Source organism: Saccharopolyspora sp. ASAGF58 (genome assembly GCF_012277335.1).
Lineage (GTDB): Bacteria > Actinomycetota > Actinomycetes > Mycobacteriales > Pseudonocardiaceae > Saccharopolyspora > Saccharopolyspora hattusasensis.
Genome location: NZ_CP040605.1, coordinates 7,473,137 through 7,492,133, shown reverse-complemented (window position 1 = coordinate 7,492,133; position 18,997 = coordinate 7,473,137). Strand labels below are relative to the sequence as shown.

The 18,997-nt window shown below is 66.1% G+C and carries 16 protein-coding genes and 2 pseudogenes; 10 read left to right on the top strand and 8 right to left on the bottom strand.

Annotated elements, in window-relative coordinates; all coding sequences use genetic code 11:
- Nucleotides 1-65: 65 nt before the first annotated feature.
- Entirely contained in the window at nucleotides 66-845 is a 780-nt protein-coding gene (gene map / locus FDZ84_RS35175) for a type I methionyl aminopeptidase (RefSeq protein ID WP_168589342.1), read from the bottom strand.
- 87 nt (nucleotides 846-932) lie between these two features.
- On the opposite strand from map, the gene FDZ84_RS35170 reads away from it, so the two are divergent.
- The 5 genes from FDZ84_RS35170 to FDZ84_RS39770 all read left to right on the top strand — a co-directional run bounded on the left by FDZ84_RS35170 (nucleotide 933) and on the right by FDZ84_RS39770 (nucleotide 4,625).
- Nucleotides 933-1,202 (top strand): helix-turn-helix domain-containing protein, encoded by a 270-nt coding sequence (locus FDZ84_RS35170; protein WP_168589341.1) that lies wholly within the window; start codon nucleotides 933-935, stop codon nucleotides 1,200-1,202.
- A gap of 128 nt (nucleotides 1,203-1,330) precedes the next feature.
- Entirely contained in the window at nucleotides 1,331-2,545 is a 1,215-nt protein-coding gene (gene trpB, locus FDZ84_RS35165; protein WP_168589340.1) for a tryptophan synthase subunit beta, read from the top strand.
- Nucleotides 2,542-3,345, top strand: coding sequence for a tryptophan synthase subunit alpha (trpA, locus tag FDZ84_RS35160; RefSeq protein ID WP_168589339.1), 804 nt, complete (start codon nucleotides 2,542-2,544; stop codon nucleotides 3,343-3,345). Before trpB ends, trpA begins: the two co-directional genes overlap by 4 nt.
- A gap of 17 nt (nucleotides 3,346-3,362) precedes the next feature.
- The gene (locus FDZ84_RS35155) at nucleotides 3,363-4,139 is read left to right on the top strand and encodes a GntR family transcriptional regulator (RefSeq protein WP_210435319.1); all 777 of its coding nucleotides are present in this window, start codon (nucleotides 3,363-3,365) and stop codon (nucleotides 4,137-4,139) included.
- Nucleotides 4,140-4,229: 90 nt separating this feature from the next.
- Nucleotides 4,230-4,625 (top strand): hypothetical protein, encoded by a 396-nt coding sequence (locus FDZ84_RS39770; protein WP_246868658.1) that lies wholly within the window; start codon nucleotides 4,230-4,232, stop codon nucleotides 4,623-4,625.
- Between the two features lie 61 nt (nucleotides 4,626-4,686).
- Here the strand turns inward: FDZ84_RS39770 and FDZ84_RS41380 are convergent.
- Nucleotides 4,687-4,854, bottom strand: a pseudogene (locus tag FDZ84_RS41380) (transposase); the annotation flags it as partial.
- A 9-nt stretch (nucleotides 4,855-4,863) separates the two neighbouring features.
- Between FDZ84_RS41380 and FDZ84_RS35145 the strand changes: the two are divergent.
- Nucleotides 4,864-6,157 (top strand): annotated as a pseudogene (locus FDZ84_RS35145) (RNA-guided endonuclease InsQ/TnpB family protein).
- Between the two features lie 13 nt (nucleotides 6,158-6,170).
- Here the strand turns inward: FDZ84_RS35145 and FDZ84_RS35140 are convergent.
- From FDZ84_RS35140 to FDZ84_RS35120, 5 genes are all read right to left on the bottom strand, one after another.
- Nucleotides 6,171-6,404, bottom strand: a complete 234-nt coding sequence (locus FDZ84_RS35140; protein WP_246868657.1) for a LysR family transcriptional regulator — start codon at nucleotides 6,402-6,404, stop codon at nucleotides 6,171-6,173.
- A gap of 573 nt (nucleotides 6,405-6,977) precedes the next feature.
- Nucleotides 6,978-9,470 (bottom strand): ATP-binding cassette domain-containing protein, encoded by a 2,493-nt coding sequence (locus tag FDZ84_RS35135; protein ID WP_168589337.1) that lies wholly within the window; start codon nucleotides 9,468-9,470, stop codon nucleotides 6,978-6,980.
- A 61-nt stretch (nucleotides 9,471-9,531) separates the two neighbouring features.
- Complete coding sequence (locus tag FDZ84_RS35130) at nucleotides 9,532-10,665, bottom strand: substrate-binding domain-containing protein (RefSeq protein WP_168589336.1); 1,134 nt, start codon at nucleotides 10,663-10,665, stop codon at nucleotides 9,532-9,534.
- Nucleotides 10,666-10,736: 71 nt separating this feature from the next.
- Nucleotides 10,737-11,759 carry an ABC transporter permease gene (locus FDZ84_RS35125; RefSeq protein ID WP_168589335.1) on the bottom strand — a complete coding sequence of 341 codons (1,023 nt, stop codon included), beginning with the start codon at nucleotides 11,757-11,759 and terminating at the stop codon, nucleotides 10,737-10,739.
- Between the two features lie 31 nt (nucleotides 11,760-11,790).
- Entirely contained in the window at nucleotides 11,791-11,970 is a 180-nt protein-coding gene (locus FDZ84_RS35120; protein ID WP_210435318.1) for a hypothetical protein, read from the bottom strand.
- Between the two features lie 132 nt (nucleotides 11,971-12,102).
- Here FDZ84_RS35120 and FDZ84_RS35115 point away from each other — a divergent pair, with 132 nt between their 5' ends.
- The 4 genes from FDZ84_RS35115 (at nucleotide 12,103) to FDZ84_RS35100 (ending at nucleotide 16,572) form a co-directional block, all read left to right on the top strand.
- A complete protein-coding gene (locus FDZ84_RS35115; RefSeq protein ID WP_246868656.1) occupies nucleotides 12,103-13,026 on the top strand; it encodes a carbon-nitrogen hydrolase family protein in 924 nt (307 codons plus the stop codon).
- An 87-nt stretch (nucleotides 13,027-13,113) separates the two neighbouring features.
- Nucleotides 13,114-14,016 (top strand): cyclase family protein, encoded by a 903-nt coding sequence (locus FDZ84_RS35110; protein ID WP_246868655.1) that lies wholly within the window; start codon nucleotides 13,114-13,116, stop codon nucleotides 14,014-14,016.
- A gap of 40 nt (nucleotides 14,017-14,056) precedes the next feature.
- A complete protein-coding gene (locus FDZ84_RS35105; RefSeq protein WP_168589333.1) occupies nucleotides 14,057-15,751 on the top strand; it encodes a dihydroxy-acid dehydratase in 1,695 nt (564 codons plus the stop codon).
- Between the two features lie 104 nt (nucleotides 15,752-15,855).
- The gene (locus FDZ84_RS35100) at nucleotides 15,856-16,572 is read left to right on the top strand and encodes a GntR family transcriptional regulator (RefSeq protein ID WP_168589332.1); all 717 of its coding nucleotides are present in this window, start codon (nucleotides 15,856-15,858) and stop codon (nucleotides 16,570-16,572) included.
- 81 nt (nucleotides 16,573-16,653) lie between these two features.
- Here FDZ84_RS35100 and FDZ84_RS35095 read toward each other — a convergent pair whose 3' ends face one another.
- Complete coding sequence (locus FDZ84_RS35095; protein WP_168590587.1) at nucleotides 16,654-18,966, bottom strand: LuxR C-terminal-related transcriptional regulator; 2,313 nt, start codon at nucleotides 18,964-18,966, stop codon at nucleotides 16,654-16,656.
- Nucleotides 18,967-18,997: the final 31 nt, after the last annotated feature.

Below are 18,997 nucleotides of genomic sequence, written 5' to 3'. Positions count from 1 at the left end.
TGGGAGCCACCGGTGTCTGTGCTAGGCGTCTTTTGTGGATCGACGACTGGCTGAATCACTCCGCGTTACGGGTCCTCCGGTTCACGCCGGGTGAGCACCAAGGGGGCGTCCTCGGTGATGGCGACCGTGTGCTCGGAGTGGGCCGTGCGTGAGCCGTCGGCCGACCGGATGGTCCAGCCGTCGGCGTCATAGACGATCTGGTCGGTCGTGCGGGCGAACCAGGGTTCGAGCGCGAGGGTCAGGCCCGGCCGGAGCGTGAGGCCGCGCCCTGCCTGGCCCTTGTTCGAAACGTGGGGTCCCTCGTGCATGGTGCGGCCGAGGCCGTGGCCGCCGAACTCGGTGTTGACCGGGTAACCGTAGTCGTGGGCTACCGCCCAGATGGCCGCCGAGACGTCACCCAGGCGGTTACCCGGACGCGCCATCTCGATCGCCGCCTCCAACGCTTCCTCGGTGGCGCGGATGATCCGCAAGTCCTCCTCGGCGGCGGTCCCGACGACGACCGTGCGCGCCGAATCGGCCACCCAGCCGTCGACGCTGACCGCGAGATCCGCGCTGAGTACGTCGCCGTCACGCAGCGTGTAGTCGTGGGGCAGGCCGTGCAGGACGGCGTCGTTGACCGACAGGCAGATGACGTTGCGGAACGGGCCGCGTCCGAAGGAGGGCGCGTAGTCCCAGTAGCACGACTCCGCCCCGCGTCGTTTGATCATGCCGCGCACGTGGTGCTCCAGGTCCAGGAGATTGATGCCCACGTCGGCGAGCTGGCCGACCTCGGAGAGTATTTCGGCGACGAAACGCCCGGCGACCTGCATGCGTTGGATCTCCGCAGGCGTCTTCAGTTCAATCACGAATACCTCGCGTCACAGGGTGTTGGTATTACTATACCGCCACCCTAACACTTGCCGGTATAGTAATACCAGTCATATCCTGGGCGCATGGTCCGCCAACCGCTAACACCTGATCAGATCGAAGCAGGCAGGCGTCTCGGCGCCCTGCTGCGCCACGCGCGAGCGGGACGCGACCTAGCGGAAGTCGCGCACGCGGCTGGCATCTCGCCGGAAACCCTGCGCAAGATCGAGACCGGACGGCTACCTTCTCCCGGATTCGGCACGATCATCTGCCTCGGTGAGGCGCTCAACCTGCCGGTGCAGGAGTTGGCAGCCACCTGGCGCGGCAGCGACCTACTGCTGGAAGCCGTCTTGTAGCCGCTGCTCCACCCGTCCACGGAGCATCACCCGTGAGCGTTTGTGGGTGCCATAGCACCCACAAACACTCACGGGTGTTCTTCGATGGGTTCTAGAACTCATCCGGTGAGGTGTGCTAGAACATAGCAATGAGTTCTAGAACAGTTGGAGAGGCGGGGCACCCGGATGGGGGCGCGCTGGATGCGCGGCCGCCGAGCGGGCTTGGCCGGTTCGGCGAGTACGGAGGTCGGTTCGTGCCGGAGTCGTTGGTGCCGGCCTGCGACGAGGTCGAGCGCGAATTTCGCGCGGCATGGGGGGATCCGTCGTTTCGGAGCCGGCTCGAGCGCGTTTTGTCGGTTTATGCGGGGCGGCCGACCCCGGTGACGCCGGCCTGGCGACTGTCGGCCGAGCTAGGGATCACATTGCTGCTCAAGCGGGAAGATCTCCTGCACACCGGCTCGCACAAGATCAATAACGTGCTTGGTCAGGCGTTGCTCGCACAGCGGATGGGGAAACGTCGGCTGATCGCCGAGACCGGGGCGGGACAGCACGGGGTGGCCACTGCGACCGCAGCCGCGTGGCTGGGCTTTGCGGCCACGGTGTTCATGGGGGAACGGGACATCGAGCGTCAGGAACTCAACGTTTTCCGCATGCGCATGCTCGGCGCCGAAGTGGTGCCGGTTAGCACGGGCAGCCGGACGTTGAAGGACGCGACCAGCGAGGCCCTGCGGCATTGGGTTTCTTCGGTGGATGACAGTCACTACTGCATCGGCTCGGTGATGGGGCCACATCCGTATCCCTGGATGGTTCGGGAGTTCCAGCGGGTGATCGGCGACGAGGCGCGGACGCAGTGCGCGGCTGAGCTGCGTACGGGCACGCCGGACTTCGTCGTCGCATGTATCGGCGGCGGCTCGAACGCGGCCGGCACGTTCGCCGGTTTCCTTGACACCCCCGCCCAGTTGGTCGGGGTCGAGGCGGCAGGTGGTGCCGCGGTCAATGCCGGTACCACCGGGGTGCTGCACGGCTTCAGGACGAAGGTGCTGCAGGATTCGCACGGGCAGATCAGCGAGGCGCATTCGATCGCGGCGGGGCTGGACTATCCGGGCATCGGTCCCGAGCACGCGTACCTCGCCGATCTCGGCCGCGCCCGCTATGTGACGGTGGACGATCACGAGGTCGTCAAGGCTCTGCGCAAGCTCGGGGGATCCGAGGGGATTCTCTGCGCGCTCGAGTCCGCGCACGCCGTCGCCTGGGTGCTCCGCGCGGTCGAGCAAGGTGAGATTCCCCCAGGCGCGACCGTGCTGCTGACCCTGTCGGGCCGCGGTGACAAGGACATGCCAACCCTCATGGAGTCGACCCGATGAAGTCCTTGCGCCACGAGGTCAAGGCTCTCGAAGCCCAGACCCGACAGGTCCGCGACGCCGGGGGCAAGATCCTCGCCCCGTACATCACGGGAGGTATCACCGAAAACTGGACCGACTACCTCCATGCGAGCGAGCAAGCTGGTGCCGATCTCATCGAGATCGGGCTGCCCTTCTCCGATCCGACCCTTGACGGGCCCACCGTGCAACGCGCGTCTGAGAAAGCGCTGCGGCGGGGGGCAACCGTCGAGCGGATCCTCCGCGACGTCGCCGGCCTTGGCCTATCCGTGCCGCTGGTCGTGATGACATACGCGAATCTCGTGTTCCGCAACGGTGCGGAGGAGTTCTGCCGGGCACTGTGCGAGTCCGGGATTGGCGGGCTCATCGTCCCGGACCTGCCGGTCGACGAGGCCGGATCGCTGTCCGAGGTGGCCGGCAGACACGGTATCGACCTGGTCCTGCTGGCCTCGCCGGTCACCCCTCCGCAACGGCAGCAGGTGATCGTCGAGCGCAGCCGGGGGTTTGTCTACGCCGTGAGCCTGATGGGCACCACCGGCGAGCGACTGGAACTGGCGGGTTCCGGACGGGAGCTCGCCATGTCCCTTCGACGCCGCACCGACCTGCCCGTGCTTGCCGGTTTCGGGGTGTCGTCCCCGCACCATGCCGCCAAGGCGGCGCGGTATGCGGACGGCGTCGTCGTGGGCTCGGCGCTGATGCGTAAAGTTCTCGACGGTGCCGGTCCTGAACAGCTCGGCGCCAGTGTTGCGTCGCTGCGGGCGGCGCTGGACACGGCCGACGGGTGAGCTGAGGAGCGGACGGGGTGTTGGGCAGTGATCGCGGGCCACGCACGCCGAAGTACGCGGTGATCGCCGCGGACCTCGAGGCCAAGATCAAGGCAGGGATGTATGAGTCCGGCCAGGCGCTGCCAGCGCAGCGTGAGCTCAGCACCGCATACGGCGTCACTTTGATGACCTTGCGGCAGGCGCTGCAGGTGCTCGCCGAACGCGGGCTGGTGACCCGGGAGGCCGGTCGGGGCACCTTCGTGACGGCGCCGAAAGCCGTCTACAACATCGGATCGCTGCAAAGCTTGTCCGACGAGCTCCGCGCGCAAGGGCACCCGATCGACACCGTCTTGCTGAGCCGGACCAGGCGCAAGCTACCCGGATGGGTGGCGGTCCGGCTTGGCCGGGAAGCCGGTGCACCGGCGGTGCGGGTCGAACGGTTGCGTCGAGTCGGTGGTGTACCCGCGATCCACCAGGTGTCCTGGCTTCCGGAAGCCGTCGCCGGACCGCTGGCGCACGTCGATTTCACCAGCACCTCGCTCTACGGCGCCTTGGCCGAAACCGGCGCCGTGGTGGAACGGGCTACCGAACGCCTCAACCCCGGCGTGCTCTCGGCTCGTCTGGGCAAGATCCTGGAAAAGCCGACCGGCGTTCCGGTGTTCCTCAGCGACCGGGTGACCTATTCCGCAGGCGACGAGCCGGTGCTCTTCGACCGCGCGACGATCCTGGGCGAGTTCATCGAGGTCCGGACCGATCGTGCCGCGTCCGCGGTATCCGTTCTGTGGACCCGTGCCGGCCAGGAAACGTCGGCGTAGGCCCGCGCCTGGCTCCGGCGGCTCGTGACAGCCGCGCGATGGTCACGTGTCCTTCGCGCTGGCGCGTGCAGCTTGGAGCAGATCAGCTCCATGACCGACGCATCCTGCAGCGTCGTGCCGTCGCCAACGCACCGATTTCCATTGAAATTGCGGGAGTTCTCCACAGGCGTCGGTGTGTCGTACCTCGACACGCCGATGGACGCAACTTCCATTGAAATCGAAGGTTCGATTTCAATGGAAGTTGCGGGCTACCGAAATGCGGTGCAGTGCGCCGCCCTTCAGGGCGGTGGTGAAGCACCGCGTCGCGAAGCCCGCCAAGGGCTGAGTGGCCCGTTCTCAACGGGGCGTTGCTGTTGCTCGATGTACTGTTTGAGCGAGCTGATGTCCGGGGCTCCGCGGATCGATCCGGCGAAATATGAGCCGGGTCAGAGGCGTTTTGGCTTGCCAGTAGTGCCACTGCGGTTCGGGGAACTCCCTTGCGCATGAACCGGGACGAGACCTCTGTTTGAGGCTGTTCACCAGCCGCGAGATCGCGATTGTGGGCGGGGGAGTTCACCGGTAGGTGCACGTGGTTGGGTTCGCCGCTTGAATTCCACCGGTCGGTTTCGAAGTCTGCGCACACCTCGCGCATCGCCTCTTCCACGCGGCTGATGTGGCGTTCGCGCAACACTGGGTGCCGGTACTTCGTCACGGAAACCAAGTGCTCGTGGAGCATGCGGAAGCAATGCCAAGCCGGCCAGTACGAAACTCTTTGTGTTCAGCGATGAAACCAACGGTATATGATCACGGTGTGCAGCTTCGGTACGGTTTCCGCTTGTACCCGACGCCGGACCAGCAGGCCACACTGGCTCAGGCGTTCGGGTGTGCTCGCGTCGTGTTCAACGATGCCATCCGGGCACGCCAGGTCGCCTATGCTGAAGGGCTTCCCGCACCGAAATCCGCTGAGCTGTCGAAGACGTTGATCACTGAGGCGAAGAAAACGCCTGACCGATCTTGGCTGGGTACGGTGTCAGCGGTGGTCTTGCAGCAAGCGTTGCGGGATGCCGAGCGGGCGTTCAAGAACTTCTTTGACTCGATCAGCGGGAAACGCAAGGGCCGCAAGATGGGGGCGCCGAGGTTGAAGACCCGCCGTGATCGGCGGCAAACGGCCCGGTTCACTGCCAACGCCCGCTGGTCGATCACGCCGGGCGGAAAGCTGCGGTTGCCGAAGATCGGTGACATCCCGGTGCGTTGGTCACGTGCGCTTCCCTCAATGCCGTCGAGCGTGACCGTGATCAAAGACGCGGCCGGCCGGTACTTCGCCTCGTTCGTCATCGACACCGACCCCGAACCGATCATCGACGACTCCCCGGAGATCGGAGTCGACCTGGGGTTGGGGCACTTCGCGGTGCTCTCCGACGGCGGCGAAAATCACCGCACCGAAGTTCTTGCGCAAAGCGGAGAAGAAACTCAAACGGGCACAGCGAAACCTCTCCCGCACAGAGAAAGGCAGCCGAAATCGGGACAAGGCCAGGATCACGGTGGCTCGCGCTCATGCGCGGGTCGCCGACGCACGCCGCGAGTTCCACCACCAGCTCTCCACGCGTCTGATTCGAGAGAACCAAGCGATCGCGGTGGAAGACCTGGCGGTATCGGGACTGGCACGCACCCGCCTGGCCAAGTCCGTACACGACGCCGGATGGTCGGAGTTCGTGGCGATGCTGGAGTACAAGGCCCAGTTGTACGGGCGCAGGGTGGTCCGGATCGGCAGGTTCGAACCCACCAGTCAGGTGTGCTCGAACTGCGGCGTCAAAGACGGACCCAAACCGCTGCACGTGCGCACCTGGCAATGCCGGGTGTGCTGGGCGCATCTGGACAGGGACATCAACGCGGCGGTCAACGTCGCGAAGGCCGCTGGACTGGCGGTGACAGCCTGCGGAGCGCACGTAAGCCCCGAACCTGTTCGGGCTGAGCGCGGTGAAACAGGAACCCACCGAGGTGACCTGGCGGCGCGAAGCCCGCGCCGCCAGGCGCGGTAGGAATCACCGGCGTTCACGCCGGTGAGGAAGTCAACTCCAAGGAATTCGCGGAACGCACACCCGTGGCGCCGTAGAACGCTTCGCCGAAAACCGTCGGTGTGATTCCTCGTGGCCCTCGTTCGAAGAGCTGGACGCCGAGGATGTCCTCCAGCTCATGCAGGCTGCGAGTGACCACCGGCTGAGTGATGTGCAGCTCGGCTGCGGCGCCGACCACGCTACTCTGCCGGGCCAGTGCGTCGAGCAGCACCAGATGACGGAATTACCGTCCGTCCAAGAGTCGCGGGCTCCTCACCCTCTCACCCTAACCTCTAGTTTACTGTCTCTGTTGCTTCGCCTTCCTGTCCGCTCCAGCAAGGGTGTGTGCGGTGCAGGACCGAGGTCCGTGAGCGTTTTTCGGTGCTATGGCGCCCAAAATCACTCACGGCCGAATCCGTTACGTCATACCGCGGTCAGGGACACCGAGCCGAGAGTGCTGAACTTGGCTCCGATCTGGTCTCCCCGGTGGACGAACACGGCGTCCGTCAGCCCGCCAGTGAGCACGATCTGACCGGGCTCGATGGCCTCACCGCGTTGGGCGAGGAGAGTGAGGTTCCCCCTGAGCGGTGGACAGGGGGTTTATGCCGGCGCGGCATGGTCGGCGGATGTTGCGCCTGCAGGCATTGTCACAACGACGCGTGGAGTGGATGTAATCGGAGCGGGCGCACTGTGGAGCAGGCGCACTGTGGAGCGGGACGCCCGGCGGCGCGCCTGCACCGGCATCTCGCCGTCTCGGATGATGTGGTTGTCGTTGCGGGAAAAATTGCCACTGGACGGTGCGGCGTCAACGGACCCGCTTGGTGCGGTGTTGTACCTGGGCGAACAGTCCGGTCGCGACCAGTGCCATCAGGCCAGGAAGCCAGTACTGCCAAGCCTGGGAGAGACCGGCGAACGAGGCGGTGTTCTGTGTCACCTGAAGCAGCAGGACCCCGAAGAGAACCCCGATGAAGCTTCCGCGGCCGCCGAAAATGGAAGCACCACCAAGGACCACCGCGGTGATGCTGGCGAGAGTGTAGGAGATGCCGGCCGTCGGGTCACCGATGCCGGTCTGTGCCGCCAGCAAGAACGCGCCGGATAGCGTGCACATCGAGCCCGCCACGTAAGCCAGCACGTAGACGCGAGTGACGGGGATGCCCCGCTTGTACGCGGCCTGATCGGCGGAACCAGTGCCACGCAGGCACAAACCGGCCATGGTGCGGCGCGACGCGAGTTCGAGAACGACCAGAATTACTGCCCCGGCGATCACGGGCCACGGGACGGGGCCGATCTTGACCTTGAGCAGCGAGGTTACCGGTTCGGCGATCAAGCCACCGGGGACATCGCGCATGAACAGCGAAAAACCCTGCAGCGCCATATAGGTCACGAGTGTGGCCACCACGGGCGTGACGCGGGCGAACTTCACCAAGGTGCCGTTCACCAAGCCGATTCCACCGGCTACCAACACCATCATCACGAACCCCACGACCCACCAGCCCATGGCGTAGTCGTCACTGACATAGAACGACGCGACGACGACGAGCGCTCCGCTCAGCGGCCCCACCGAGAGATCGATTCCGCCCGTCAGCATCACGATCAGCTGACCGGCGGACAGGAACAGCAGCGGGCCAAGGAGCTCCAGCATGCTGGCGATGTTGAAGCTGGACAGAAACCGGTCGTTCTGGGTGGTCCCGACGATGGTCAGCGCGATGATGGCGGCGATCAGGAACGTGCTCGGTCCTTGCTCGCTGGACAGCAGCTTTCGCCAGCGGCGTCCCGGTGCTTTCTCCCGCGACGCGACCCGCTCCTCTTGCTCGGCGGGCGAACCGGTCAGTGCGGCCTCGGTGATCGCGTTATCGGTGATCGCATCGCCGACCAGTTCGGCGACCACCCGGCCCTTCGAGAAGACCAGGACGCGGTCGCACAGTCCGGCGAGTTCCACGTTGTCGGAGCTGAGCACGACGACGGGCACGCCGCTGTCCGCCGTGTCCCGCAGCCGGTGGTAGATGTCCGAGCGGACGCCGACGTCGATGCCCTGGGTGGGTTCATCGCACAGCAGGACCTTGGGATCGGACAGCAGCGAACGACCCAGCACCACCTTCTGCTGGTTGCCTCCCGAAAGCGTCCCGACGGCGACGTCCGGGGACGCGAGCTTGACGCCGAGGTCGGCTACTTCCCTTGCGACGAGCTGATCTTCGCGTTGGACAGCGATGATTCCGGCGCGCGATGTCCGGTCGGTCGCCGCGACGGCCAGGTTCTCGCGGACGGAGTGAATGGTCGCGACACCTTCGACATGACGTTCCTGGGGCATGAGCACGACACCCGACTCGCGCGCCCGGCGAGGGCTCGACACGTCGACCGGTCGGCCTTCGATCAGCACCCGCCCCCGGCTCGGCGCGGCACCGCCCAATGCCCGGATGAATTCGCGCTGCCCGTTGCCCTCGACGCCGGCGAGACCGAGGATCTCCCGCCGGGCCAGGGCGACGCTCACCCCGCCCAGCCGATCGGATGTCAGGTCCCGCACCTGCAGGACCGGTTCGCCCGGATCGGCGGCGCGATCGGGGAACAGCGAGGTGACCTCCCGCCCGGCGACGCGCGTGATGACCTCCTGTTCGCTCACCTCGGCCCGGTTGAAGGTGCCGCGTATCTGGCCGTCGCGTAGCACCGTGATGCGGTCGGCGAGGGCGAACACGTCGGGCAGCCGATGGCTGATGTACACGACGGCGACACCGCGATCGGCGAGCTCACGAATCCGCTCGAACAGCCGCTCGGTCTCGGCGGACATGAACGGCTCGGTCGGCTCGTCGAAGATGACGACGCTCGGGTCGCACGCGAGTGCGCCGCAGATCTCGACCGCCTGCTTCTCGGCGAGGGTGAGCGCGCGAACCGGGACGGTGGCGTCGATCGGCATGCCCATCGCCCGCAACTTCTCCGTCGCCCACCGCGTCGCCTCGCCGAAGCGCGGACGCTTCGCCGCGGGCACCGACAGCATGAGATTCTCCGTCACCGTGAGGTCCGGGAGCAGTGTCGGGTGCTGAAAGGCGATCGCGAGGCCGTGCTCGCGCGCGGCCACCGGGGAGATCTCGGCCAGTGGTCGGCCCGCGATCGCGATATGCCCACTGTCCGGTTTCACCGCGCCCGAAGCGACTGCCATGAGGGTCGACTTGCCCGCGCCATTGCCGCCGACGAGCGCGTGGATTTCACCCGCCTGGGCCTCGAAGTCGACCCCGTCCAGGGCGAGTACACCGGGAAAACGTTTGGTCACACCGCGCATCACCAGGCGGGCGCTCGATTCGTCCATCGTGTGAGTCCCTTCCGGTGCTGGTCCGCGGCCGCCGACCGCGGACCAGCGCACAGATCGATCAGTTGTAGATGCTCTTGAGCTTCTCGGGCGCGAGTTCGGCCGAGAGGATGGCGCTGGTCGGCAGCGCCGACTCGCATTTCGGCTGCTTGCCGCTGTCGAAACTGTCTTCGTAGACCGGGATGTTGATGATGTCCGGCTCGTCGTTGTTGATGCCCTCCTTCGCGGCGACGGCTTTGCGCAGCGCGAGGCGGACGAGCCAGGTCCGGCTCGAGACGGTCACGAGGTTGAAGCCGGGCTGCTGTGCCCTGGCCTTCTGCCATTCGCACGCCAGGCCGTTGTTGTCGTTCGCCGTCCACAGTGGAAGCTTGCGGCCGGCCGATTCGAAGGCGCGAACGCCACCGACCGAGCCGTCGCCCGAGTCCGAGATAATCGCGTCGATCTTGTTGTACTTGGTCAGCAGGCCCGCGACGACCCGCTGCGTCTGGGCCGGGTTCCAGTTCGTGTCGATCGGTTTGCCCGGTTCGTTCAGCAACTTGGCATTCTTGCAGGCCGGGTTGCTCGTGAACTCATCCTCGATGCCCTTGATCTCCGTGGTGCTCTGGGTGTTGCCCGGCGTGCCGCCCAGGAACAGGACGTTGCCACCGGCATCCCCCAGGTGCTCGCAGGTCCAGCGGGCCCAGGTGTGCCCGTCGTTGACCGTGTTGTGGCCGACGAACGTGGTGTAGTCAGTACCGGCGGTGCCACCCGGGTTGGCGGTCCACGGCACGATCGCTACGCCGTTCTGGAACGCCTCCCGCAGCGTTGGGAGGAGCGCTTGGCCCGCGTCGGGGAACACGACGATGGCGTCGGCGCCCTGCGCGACGAGCGCCTTGATGTCGCTGATCGCCTTTTGCGGATTGTTCTGGGCGTCGGAATACGGCATGACGGTGAGGTTCGGGCACTTGCTCGCCTCATCCTCGAACTCGGCCCGTGCCGTCTTGCGCCAGGCGTTGTCCCCCGTACCGTCGGCCAGCGCGACCTTCAGCGGTTTGGTACCGCAGAACTCATTGATCGATTTGAGTTGGGAGACTTCACCGATCTTGCCTTTGTCGCTGTACACCTCGTTGACGTTCGAGGTGGAACCGCCCTTCGGGCTCGCGCATCCGGTGACGGCGATGAGTGCCGCGACGACGATCGACCCGCCTGCCAGCACAGGGCGTCGCTTGTTGACCATTGTCACTCCATTGTGAGGGTTACTGGATGTGGTGGGGAAATGCCTGCCGACTACCGAGACGTGGCCCGGTTCCCGCTCAACCGACGGGGGATCGCGCTCAGCGGCACGCGGCGCAAGACAACGGCCAGGGCGAGAACGGCCGCTTGCACGAGCAGTTGAATCGAGGTCGCGGCACCGGCGGCGAGCACGACCTGGTTGAGCTGGGTCAGGAACAGTGCCGCCACGCCGGTGGCGACCGCGCTGCTCATGCCGCCGGTCAGCAGGCTTCCCCCGAGGACGACCGCGGCAATGGACGACAGCTGGTAGGTGTTGCCGAGCAGGATGTCGGGCGTACGCAGGTACGCCGCCAGCAGAAGTCCCGCCAACGCATACAAGAGCCCGCCTATGGCATAGGCGGAGACCTGGTACCCCTCGGCTCGGATGCCGAGCAACCGTGCGGCGGCCGGGTTGGCGCCCACGCTCAGGAAGCGTCGCCCGGGCACCGAGCGCCGCCGGAGCCACTGGGTGATGGCGACCAGGATCACCGCGACGATCAGCAGGTTGGGCACCGTCCACACGGAACCGGTCGCGAACGCGCTGACGGCCGGGTTCGCAGACGCCGGAAATCCCTTCGATATCTCTAGCACGACACCGATGAGGATCGTGTTCATGGCCAGGGTCGCCACGAACGCGGCGATCCCGAACCGCACCACCAGCACGCCGATGACCAGTCCGCCGGCCGCCCCGGCGAGCAGTCCGAGTACCGCCGAGACGGCCAGAGGAAGTCCGGTCAGCTCGGGCACCTTGGTGGCGAACAGGGCCGCCAGCGCCATCGCACCCGGCACAGAGAGGTCGATGCCGCGCTGAGTGATCACGAAGGCTTGCCCGAGCGCGGCGAGGACCAGGATCGAGGCGAAGGGAAGCATCGAGCTCAACGCGGCCCCGGAAAGGCTGCCAGGCGCGATCAGTGGGCTGATCGCGAACAGCACCGCGGTCATCGCCCACACCGGCACGAACGGACCGCGGGGCAGCCTCAGTCGTGGCCGCCGGGCCTGCGCGGCCCGTTGCACGGATTCGTGTAGGCCGAGGGACATCGCTAATCCTTTCTGTTGGGCCGGAAGGCGGTCACACAGCGGTGTAGCCGCCGTCGACGGGCACATCGGCGCCGGTGATGCCCGCCGCGTTCCGATCCACCAGCAAGACGGGTTTACCGGTGGAGGCGACGGAGCGCGCCACGGCGGCCCCGATCCGGCTGCCGGCGCCGATCCTGCTGCCGGCGCCGGTGACCACGGCGGCGTTACTCACGAGTATGTCCCTCGATCCCGTCGTTCGGCGAATTCGTCCGGGACGACAGATCCCTGACCTGCGCCAATGACTTCCAGAATGGCGATGAGAGTGACATGCTGCATGCAGCATGTCAAGGAGTTGATATGCAGCATGCGGCATGCCAATATCGGCCCGGAGCGGAGTGAGAAGGGCGGTGTTCTGGACTTGAGCCGGACGGATGAAGCGGTACGGATCGCGGTTGCCCAACTACCTTCGGCGGGACCGAAGCTCGACGTCAACCTCGGTGCCACGATCGACGCGATCGAACTGGCGGGGGCGGCGGGCAACGATCTCGTCGTGTTTCCGGAATGCACGCTCAGCGGTTACATGTTCGCCTCGCGCGCTGAGGCCGAACAGGTGGCCATCGGCCTGGGCGACCAGCGGATCGAGCACCTCGTGCGGGCATGCCGCCGCGCGTCGACCGTCGCGGTGGTCGGGTTTCTCGAAACCGACGGCGACGCGCTCTACAACTGTGCGGTGACGCTTGGACCCGACGGCGTGCTCGGGACCTACCGCAAGCAGCACCTGCCCTACCTCGGCGCCGATCGCTTCGTCGAGCCCGGTCGCGGTGAGGCCCCGCGCGTCGTGACGACCCCGATCGGGCGCATCGGCGTGATGATCTGCTTCGACCTCCGCTTTCCCGAATCGGCGCGGGTGCTCGCCCTGCAGGGAGCGGACGTGATCGCGATGCCGACCGCCTGGCCGCAGGACGCCGTGTTTCTCGCCGACCACGTCACCCGGGTCCGCGCTCTGGAGAATCTCGTCTACCTCGCGGTCGCCGACCGAGCCGGCGACGAGAACGGCACGGCTTTCCTAGGCCAGAGCCAGGTGATTTCGCCCGCCGGAGAGGTGTTGATCAACGCCGGAAATGATCACGGAGTCTTCGGCACCGAGGTGGATTTCGCCCAGGCGCGCCGGAAGAAGCTCGTGGTGATTCCCGGCGAATACGAGCTCGGGATCTTCGCGGAGCGCAAACCCGATCAGTACACGGAGATCACGCGTCCAGTCGAGTCGTCGACCAGCGAGGCACGGTAGGAAAGGAGATTGGTCGTGTGTGGACCTGAGCTGATCAGCGAGGCGACGCGCCGCAAGATCGCGGCGTACGCCGCCGAGTTCCGGAAGGTGACCAAGAGCCCGTTCGGCGCCGATGACGAGATCGGCATGCTCAACCTGCTGTCGCCGGAATCGGCGCGTGAGGTGATCCGGCGGGCGGATGGCGGTGCCGCGATCGACTTGTCCGTCGACATGTTCGTGGGCATGCCGTCGTGGGTCAAGGCCGGCGACCCGGCCTTCCAGCAGTGGATGACCCACACGCCCAAGGGCACGATCCTCGACGACCTGACCGGGGCCGGAGATGCGCAAAACCGGCTGGTGTCCTATTCCGGCGACGCGGTGTCGATGTACACCCATACCGGAACGCATATCGACACGCTCAATCATTTCGGCTACCACGGCGAAATATGGAACGGGTTCTCCGCGGCGCAGCATCTGAGCTCGCGGCATTGGACCAAGTGCGGCGCTGACAAGATCCCGCCCCTTATCGGCCGCGGCGTGCTCTTCGACGTGGCCGGACTGCACGGGGTGGATGTGCTCCCCGCCAATTACGGGATCGGTGCCGACGACCTGCGCGCTGCGCTGAAACGGCAGGGCACCACGTTCCTGCCCGGGGACATCGCACTGGTCAGGACCGGACGGATGACCCAATGGCCGGATCCGGCGCGCTATATCGACAACAGTCCGGGCCTGAACCTGGACGGCGCACGGTTCCTGGCCAGGGCCGGGGCTGCGCTGATCGGCGGCGATAACTCCGCGCTCGAGCAGATGCCGGCCGACGATCCCGAGAACTGGCAAGTGGTCCATACCTACCTTCTCGGGGAGGCCGGGGTGCCGATCATGGAGCTCGTCGACTGTGAACAGCTCGCCGCGGAGTCGCTCCACGAGTTCGCCTTCATCGGCGCCGGACTGAAGATCCGAGGCGCGACAGGCGCGCCGATGCGACCAATCGCGATGCCGCTGACCCGCTGAGGACCGCGACCCGTTATCTACAAGTGAGGCGAGTTCCACCATGTCTGAGAATGATTTCACGTCCGCGGTCGACCACAGCCGGACCTCGTACGGCGACGAGGGGTTCAGCCGGTTCCTGCGCCGCGCGTTTCTCGCCTCCCGCGGATTCGACGACGTCGATCTCGACCGGCCCGTGATCGGGATCGCGGTGACCACGTCCGACTACAACACGTGTCACCGCGATATGCCGGCCCTCCTGCAGGCGGTTCGGCGGGGGGTCCTCGAAGCCGGCGGACTCCCCATGGAGTTTCCCACGATCTCGCTCGGCGAGATCCTCACCTCGCCGACCTCCATGCTGTTCCGGAACCTCATGGCGATGGACACCGAAGAAATGATCCAGGCGCTGCCGATGGACGCGGCCGTGCTGCTCGGCGGATGCGACAAGACCGTGCCGGCGCAGCTGATGGCCGCGGCGTCGTCGGACAAGCCGGTGCTGCTGGAAGTCGTGGGGCCGATGATGACGGGCAGTTGGCGTGGGGAACGGCTGGGCGCCTGCACCGACTGCCGCCGGCTGTGGGCGAGCCACCGCGCCGGCGAGCTGGACACCGCGGAGATCACCGAGGCGCGCAGCGAGCTGGTGACGACCGCAGGCACCTGTGCGGTCATGGGCACCGCATCGACGATGGCCTGCCTGACCGAGACACTCGGCATGATGCTCCCGGGCGGAGCCACCCCTGGCGCGTCGACCGGCGCACGGCTACGGCACGGCGTCGCCACCGGGCGGCGCGCCGTCGAACTGGCCCGCCAGGGCACGCCGAAGCCCCGGGATGTCCTCACCAGAGCCGCGTTCGAGAACGCCATCAAGGTCCTGGCCGCCCTCGGTGGTTCCACCAACGCGCTAGTCCACCTGATCGCCGTGGCTCGGCGAGCGGGTGTCGAGCTGTCGCTCGCCGACTTCGACATTATCGGCGCGAAGGTTCCGCTTCTCGTGGACTGCAAACCGTCCGGCGCCAACTACCTGCCGGACTTCCATCAGTCCGGTGGGGTCCCGGTACTACTCAACGAGCTCGAACCGCACCTGGAAACGTCGACGGTCGGCGTCACCGGACGTTCCCTGGCCGAACTGCTTAGCGACGTCCGGCCCCACGACGACACGCGACACGTCATCCGGCCGCTCGACGATCCGCTCGGTCCGCCTGGTGCGCTCGCGGTGCTGACCGGTTCGCTCTGCCCGGACGGCGCGGTGATCAAGACGTCGGCCGCGAGCCCGGAACTGCTGCAGCACACCGGCCCGGCCTTCGTCCTCGATGCCGGGCAGGACATCGCTGCGGTGCTCGACGATCCCGACCTTGACATCACCCCGGATCACGTACTCGTGCTACGCCTGGCCGGCCCGATCGCCGCCGGCATGCCCGAGGCCGGGGCGCTACCGATTCCGGCGAAACTGGCGCGCCAGGGAGTTCGCGACATGGTCAGGGTTTCCGACGGGAGGATGAGCGGCACCTCCTACGGAACCGTGGTGCTGCACTGCGATCCCGAGGCCGCGGCGGGCGGGCCGCTCGCCGCGGTGCGCAACGGCGACCTCATCCGGCTGGACGTCCCGGCACGGCGGCTCGACCTTCTCGTGGACGAGGACGAGCTGGCACGGCGCCTGCGCGAGTTCACGCCAGCGCCGCTGCCGGCTCGTGGCTGGCGGCGGCTCTACGCCGAGACGGTCCTACCGGCCAGTCAAGGCGCTGACCTGTCGTTCTTGTAGGCTGATCGAAAAGGGGGTACGGGACCGATGGCGCTTTTGACATGCCGGCGAAATGGCGCGGGCGAAGCTGGTTCCTCGCTTGTCAACAGAAAGGGTAAGAACGCGTGAAGCCACTGTCGGGCGACAACGCCTCCTTGACCGAGCGGGTTTTCGAGCAGATCAGAACCGCCATCCTTTCCGGGGAATTGGCGCCCGGCTCGCTGTACTCGGTCGTGGAGATCGCGAGCCAGCTAGGCGTGTCACGCACACCCGTGCGCGAGGCACTCCTGCAGTTCGCGGCCAACGGCATGGTCCGGTTCGAACGCAGCCGTGGCGTGCGCATCCTCGAACTGTCGGTCAAGGACATCGAGGAGATCTATTCGCTGCGGCTGCTACTCGAGGCGCCTTCCGCCTATCGCGCGGCGACGCAAATGAACGATCGCGATCGCGCGGTCTTCAAGAAGGCGTTCGCCGGAATGCGCAAGGCGAGCGATGCCGGCGACGAACGCCTCTTTCAGAAGCACGATATGGTCTTTCACGAGACAATTGTCCGGGCGGCGGGCAACGAGCGCGTCGTCCAAGCGGTGGCCAACACGCGCTCGCAGATGCACGCACTGGGCCTTTCCACGATCAAGACGCGAACGCTCGCCGACATCCTCGCCGCCCACGAAAAGATTTACGACGCCGTTCTCGCCAACGATGCGTCCGGTGCCGGCGAGGCGGTGCAGGACCATCTCATCGGCACGCTTAAGGTGCTGGTGAAACAGTCACTCGACTCAACCGAGGCCGGCGAGGACTATCAGCCCCCGGTCGCGCGGTTGAAATTGCTTCCTCAACCTTGATTCACCGGTGGTTGGCCGCATCAGTCCTCCGGCCCCTCGCCAGCCAAGATCAAAAAACTGCGGCTGGGTGCTAACCGCTCCTTATTTTTTGCCTTGTGCCACCAGCGCGGCGATCTGGCTGCGCGAGGTGAAGCCGAGCTTGGTGAGGATGTGTTCGACGTGGGTTTCGGCGGTGCGCTGCGAGATGACGAGCGTTTCCGCGATCTGCTTGTTGCTCATTCCCTGCGCCACGAGGTTGGCGACTTCCTGTTCGCGTTTCGTCAGTAGGTGTTCAGCCGTTTCCGCTCGGTCGGATTTCGTTCGTGCGGCGGGTTCTCCGAGTAGTTGGGTCGCTACCTGATCGAACGTCAGGTGGGTACCTTTCTTGAAGGCCCGGGCGTATCTCTTCTCGCCGAGAGATTGCCGCGCCTGCGCTTGCGTGCGGTCCTGGTACTCGGTGAGGAAAGGGAATTGTGAAAGTGGGCCGCTGCGGTCCCGGCGGAGGGTGTGGGCGGCCCCGGCCAGCTGGGCGGCTTGCTCACTCCGCTCCGTACTCGCCGCGATCCAGCTCAGCGTCTCAAGGCAGTTGGCCGCGCAGGTCGTGTCGTCGAAGACGCGTTGCGCGTCCATGCACTGGAGCTCAAAAGCTTCTGCCCGGTCCCAATCACCTTCGCGCCATGCTGCGAATCCGAGGCCCCACAGGGCCCAGGTCCGGCGCCAGGTCTCGCCGTGGTGCACGCACAGATCCAGCATCTTGGTCCAGTTGGCCATTGCGCGTTCGCCGTCGCTGAGGACCGAGTGACAGATGCCGAGGTTCAGCAGAGCAGAGGCGAGCCAGTCGAGCTCTTCGGTGTCCTGGTGCCGCGCCACGAATTCCTCAAGCAGCACAATAGCCTTGGAAAAGTCCTTTTCCTGCATGGCCGCGACTGCTTCGCACACCTGGTACAGAGTCGCGGACTGCTCCTGGCCAAAGTCCGCGGCCAGCTTCCGGCTTTCTTCAAGACTGTCCTTCGCCGTGGCCAGGTCGTTTTGCATCAGCGCGAGGTAGCTGGCGCTGGCGAGCGCGCGGATCCTCGGCACGCTGGGTTCGACATCGTTGTCCAGCAGTCGGGCGAACCAGCGTCGCCCCTCACTGGTGAGTCCACCGACCCGCCACAAGTCGCGGTAGGCGTCGGCCAGGCGCAGTCCTTGGTGGGATTCATCGGATACGGTGAGGCAGAAGTCAAGCGCAGCGCGGACGTTGGCGTCATTCAGACGTGCCTGCTGGACCAATTCCAGTTGGGCGGGACCGAACCACTGGCGCCGCGTTTCCTCCGCGTTTTTCACGTACCAATCCCGATGCCGCTTCCGAAGCTCCTGCTCTTGCCCGGTCGTGTGCAGCACCTCGCGGCCATATTGCCGGATCGTTTCCAGCAACCGATAACTAACACCGGTTTCCCGCGCATCGCGGATGACGACGGACTTGTCCACCAACCCGGTCAGTGCTGTCAGTATCTCGCCGTGCGGCAATGCGGCATCCGCGCACACGGCTTCCACCGCAGCCACGTCACAACTCCCCGGAAAGATCGACATCCGAGCCCAGAGAGCTCGTTCGTGCTCGGTGCAAAGACCGAAACTCCAATCGATCGACGCTCGCAGGGTCTGGTGCCGCGGCAGCGCGGCCCGATTGCCCGAGATCAATACACGGAACCGGTCGTCGAGACGCCGCAGGAGCTCGTCAGGCGAGAGCACCCGCAGACTCGCCGCGGCAAGTTCGACGGCCAGCGGGATCCCATCCAGCCGCCGACACAGCCCTGCCACTGCTGGCCCGTTGCGGTCATCAACTTCGAAGTGCGGTACTGCTGCCGCCGCGCGGTCCTCGAAGAGCCGGATGGCCTCGAATCGACGCAGTTCCTGGACGGGAGATCGCATGTCGCCGGGGGGCACATCGAGAGCCTGTACGGGCAGCACGCGCTCTCCCTGGATGCGCAACGGTTCGCGGCTGGTGCCGAGAATCCGCAGTCCAGGGCACCGGGTCAGCAGCGTCGCCACGAGTTCGGCACACGAATCCAACAGGTGTTCGAAATTGTCCAGCACCAACAGCACTCGGCGCTCCCTCAACCGCTCCGCCAGCGTGTCCGCGGTCCATGCCGTGAACGAGTCCCGAATCGCCATCGCCGTAGCGACGGTCTGGGGCAGCAGGCGTCCGTCGTCCAGGCTCGCAAGCTCCGTCCAGTAGACGCCGTCGGGAAACGAACGCCGCATCTCCCATGCGGCGCGCATGGCCAGCCGTGTCTTGCCCACCCCGCCCACACCGGTGAGGGTCAACATCCGGGAAGCCGACAACCCGCGCCTGATCTCGCTCAGCTCCGCGCGTCGCCCGACGAAAGAGGTCACTGCGACTGCTTGCAGGCCCTCTGCTGAGACGAGTGCCATGGATGCCCACCCACGCTGGTTTTGCTTGACG